This window comes from Streptomyces niveiscabiei (assembly GCF_001419795.1).
Lineage (GTDB): Bacteria > Actinomycetota > Actinomycetes > Streptomycetales > Streptomycetaceae > Streptomyces > Streptomyces niveiscabiei.
The window spans coordinates 1-3629 of record NZ_LIRL01000801.1 but is presented as its reverse complement, the minus strand read 5'-3'; the positions used below and the strand labels follow the sequence as shown (position 1 = coordinate 3629).

Here is a 3629-nt window from a genome sequence, read left to right as displayed (position 1 = left end):
AGATGTGTATAAGAGAAGGCGGTCGGGGTGTTCGGGGCGCGGTGGGGTGTTGAAGTGTTCGGCGACGGCAGGGAGTTGGGCCGTGTGTCCGGTGACGGCGTCGCGTCGGCCCGAGGTGCGCTCAGCAGCCGTAGCCACAGCCCCAGCGTCTCCCGCAACTCCTCCGGATGCACGACCGCGTCGGCCGAGCCCGCCGCCACCTGGGCCTCCGCCGTGTACGCCGCCGGATCCGCGTCCGGCGGGCGGACTCGGGAGCCCGCGAAGCCGACTTGGGCGCCCGGCAGGGCGAGGATCACGTCCGCGCCCGCGCCGAGGGTCGCCCAGCCGCCACCGGTCGTCGGGTCGCGCAGGACCGCGATCTGAGGGAGGCCCGCCGCCCGGGTGAGCGCCGACTCGCGGGCCACGCGCTGGAGTTGGGTGAGCGCGAGCATGCCCTCCTGCATCCGGCTGCCGCCCGTGGCGACGAGGGGGACGACCGGGAGCCGGTGCGCGCGGGCATGCCGGTACGCCGACTCCAGCCGGTCGCCGGTGCGTTCACCGAGGGAGCCGCCGAGGAAGCCGAACTCGAAGGCGATCAGGACGACTTGGGTGCCCTCGATCTCCGCGGTGCCGCAGACCACGGACTCGCTCTCCCCCGTACGCCCGGCGGCGCGGGCGAGCGAGGCGCCGTAGCCCGCCCAGCCGAGCGGGCCGTCGGGCGCCGACTCCTTCTCGGGGTAGGGGAGTTCGGCGAACGTGTCGGTGACGAGCGCGATGACCTCGCGGGCGGAGAAGCGGGTCACGAGGCCAGCGCCCGCTTCATGATCTTCCCCATGTCGTTGCGGGGCAGGGTGTCGAGGTAGTGGACGACCCGGGGACGCTTGTGCGGAGCCAGCCGGGAAGCGACGTGTTGGGCCAACTCATCTGCCGACGGCCGATGTTCGGAGTCGCTGGGCACGATCCACGCCACGATCCGCTCGCCGAGGTCGTCGTCCGGCTCCCCGGTCACCGCGGCCTCCCGTACCCCCGGGTGTTCGAGGAGCGCGTTCTCGATCTCACCCGCCCCGATCTTGTAACCCCCGCTCTTGATCAGGTCGGTGGCCTTGCGGCCGACGATGCGGACATAGCCGTCGGGGTCGCGCACCGCCATGTCGCCGGTGCGGAACCAGCCGTCCGGGGTGAACGCCGCAGCCGTCGCGTCGGGGCGGTTCAGGTACTCGGTGAACAGGTTGGCGCCGCGCACCTGGATCTCGCCGACACGCTCCGCGTCGTAGCCGTCGATCGCCGTGCCGTCCTCCTCGACCAGCCTCAACTCGACGCCGGGCAGCGGGAGTCCGACGGTTCCGGCGCGGGCCTCGCCGTCCGCGCGGACGCTCGTGTTCATCAGGGTCTCCGTCATGCCGTACCGCTCGATCACCCGGCGGCCCGTGGCCCGCGCGATCCGCTCGTGATCGTGCACGGGGAGCGCCGCCGAACCGCTCACCAGCAGGCGGGCGCCGGTCAGGGCCTTCACCAACCCCGGTTCGTCCGGCAGAGATTCGGCGATGCGGTGGTACATCGTCGGGACGCCGAACAGCATCGTCGCGCCGTCGTTCAGCTCCTTCGCCACGCCCTCGGTGGAGAAGCGGCCCAGGTGGCGGACGCTGCCGCCGCGCCGCAGGGGGCCGAGGGTGCCGAGGACCAGGCCGTGCACGTGGAACAGGGGCAGGCCGTGCACCAGGACGTCCTCGCCGGTCCACTGCCAGGCGTCGGCGAGCGCGTCGAGGGTGTGGGTGAGCGCCCGGCGGGGCAGGACCGCGCCCTTCGGCGGGCCCGTCGTACCGGACGTGTAGACCACGAGGGCGGGGGAGTTCGGGCTGAAGCCGTCCTCCGGGAGCGTGCCGGTGGCCCGGACGTCGACCTCGACCCGCTCGAACTGCCGCAACGCCTCGGGGAGTTCGGTGCCCGGCGCGGTCAGCACCAGGGCGGGGGCGCTGTCGGAGAGGATGTGCCGCAGCTCCTTGTCGCCCGACTTCGGGTTCAGCGGCACAGCGGCGCCGCCCGACAGCAGCACCCCCACGACCGCGACGGCCGTCTCCAGCTCGGGCGTCGCCCACACCGCGACCCTGCGCCCCTCGGTCAGCCGCCGCGCGACGGCCCCGGCCGCCGCCGAGAGCTGCGCGTACGTCAGGGAACGCGGTCCGAAGGAGAGGGCCGGCCGGTCGGACGGGCCGTCGGTCAGGGCGGGGAAGAGAGGGGACACGCGTCGTACTCCTTGCTGTTCGGCGTCGGGCGTCGGGCGTCGGGCGTTCGGTGTCAGGCGTTCGGTCTTCGGCGGAGGTCATACCCGTAGCCCGGAAGTACTAGGGGTACTACGGGTATGACGGGTACCACGCGGCTCACCCGAAGCCCGGCACGACCATCACCAGCCATGCCACCGCGGGTACCACCGCGACCACGATCCCCCCGTAGATCATCAACTGCCGGAAGAAACGCTCACGGTCGACGTCCGGCGCCGCGGCCAGCACCAGCGCGCCGTTCGTCGAGAACGGGCTCACGTCCACCACCGTCGCCGACACCGCCAGCGCGCACACCATCCCGACCGCCCCGATCTCGCCCTGTGCGAGGAACGGCACGGCGAGCGGGATCAGCGCGCCCATGATGCCGACGGACGAGGCGAACGCCGAGACCAGCGCGCCGATGTAGCACAGCAGCACCGCCGCGAGCAGCGGCACCCCGATGCCGCCGACGCCCTCCCCGGCCCAGGTGATCGTGCCCATCTGGTCCAGCACGCCGACGTACGTCAGCACCCCGCAGATCAGCAGCACCGTCGACCACGCGATCTCCCCGACCGCCTTGCGGCTGTCCGCCGGCCACACCGTGCTCAGCACCACGGCCAGCGTGATCGAGGTGAACCCCGCGTCCAGGTCGAACGCCAGCACGGCGACCACCAGCGCGACCAGCGAGACGAGGGTCGCGATCCGCGCCGGGTTCAGCCGGACCCCGTCCGACGTGTCCTCCGCCACCGCACGGGGAATGGTCTGGATGGGGGTGTTTCCACCCTTAGTACCCGTAATACCTCCGGGGGACCCCCCAGTTGACGTCCCCTCGGACGTACCGGCCCCTTCGCCGGACGGCCCCGTCATACCCGTACCCCCGACCGGCACCACCCCCTGCCGCCACAGCTTCCGCCCACCGCACGCCAGGAACACCACCCCGGCGATGACGAGGTTCGCGAACAGCGACGCGAGGAACAGCGCGATCTCGTTCCCGGGCAGCTTCTCGCGTTCGACGATGCCATTGACGATCGTGCCGTAGATGCTGATCGGCGAGAAGCCGCCGCCCTGCGCGCCGTGCACGACCATCGCGCCCATCAGCAGCGGGCTGATCCCGTACTGCGCGGCGAAACTGAGCGCGACCGGCGCGACGATCGCGACCGCCGCCGGGCTCACCGCGCCGATGCCGGTCAGCGCGCCGGTCAGCGCGAACATCACCCACGGGATGAGCGCGACCCGCCCGCGCACGAGCCGGATCGCCGCGTGCACCAGCCAGTCGGTGGTGCCGTTGGCGCGGGCGATCGCGAAGAGGTACGTGACGCCGACCAGGACGACGAACAGGTCGCCGGGGAACCCGGCGAAGATGCCGTCCGCGTCGAGGTCGGCGACGAGTTC

The 3629-nt window shown here is 72.3% G+C and carries 3 protein-coding genes; all 3 read right to left on the bottom strand.

Going from position 1 to position 3629, the window contains the following annotated elements:
* Nucleotides 1-782: carboxyl transferase domain-containing protein (locus tag AOK24_RS34075; protein ID WP_276206876.1), on the bottom strand; the 782-nt coding region annotated here is incomplete at its 3' end.
* The gene (locus AOK24_RS34070; protein WP_055723870.1) at nt 779-2221 is read right to left on the bottom strand and encodes an acyl-CoA synthetase; all 1443 of its coding nucleotides are present in this window, start codon (nt 2219-2221) and stop codon (nt 779-781) included. The genes AOK24_RS34075 and AOK24_RS34070, both read right to left, overlap by 4 nt.
* A gap of 136 nt (nt 2222-2357) precedes the next feature.
* Nucleotides 2358-3629: SLC13 family permease (locus tag AOK24_RS34065; protein WP_055723869.1), on the bottom strand; the 1272-nt coding region annotated here is incomplete at its 5' end.